Consider the following 566-nt stretch of genomic DNA (forward strand, 5'->3'; position numbering starts at 1 on the left):
CCAAATTTTGACCTTTAAGTACTTTTTCGGGCATTTTCGTGATTTGGGCTATATTACGGACCCAAAATTACTTGTTCAAGCATTGTTTTCGAATTTTTTCATGCATCAAAGCTCGTTAAGACTAGATGGGGTATCCCTACATAGCGGGTGGGACCCACGGCGAATGGTTCATCAAGTCTTCAAAAAAGAATATATACGATTGCATTGCATATACTAACGGATGCGATCATACCAGCACTAATGCACCGGATCCCATCAGAACTCCGCAGTTAAGCGTGCTTGGGCGAGAGTAGTACTAGGATGGGTGACCTCCTGGGAAGTCCTCGTGTTGCACCCCTCTTTTTGCGCGAATTCCTACCGCGCTTACTTAAATGACCGTTTATTGATTATTTTTTCCTCCCCGTGCCCCGCATTGCGGCGCAATAAAAGGGCGGGCGGCATTTATTTTTTCGGAGGTTTCTGCCGAGATTATTTAGTTATTTTACTGTTCCCCCAGCGGGGCCCACATAGCGGCGAAACAAAAAGTGCGGGTGGACCTATTTTATTTTATTTTTTCTGCGGAAACT

Annotated in this window: 1 rRNA gene; it reads left to right on the forward strand. The window is 45.1% G+C overall.

Annotated elements, in window-relative coordinates:
* Positions 1-218 precede the first annotated feature (218 nt).
* Positions 219-337 (forward strand): 5S ribosomal RNA (rrf, locus tag DF185_RS24830).
* Positions 338-566 lie beyond the last annotated feature (229 nt).

Origin of the sequence: Marinifilum breve, from assembly GCF_003202155.1 — a bacterium.
Lineage (GTDB): Bacteria > Bacteroidota > Bacteroidia > Bacteroidales > Marinifilaceae > Marinifilum > Marinifilum breve.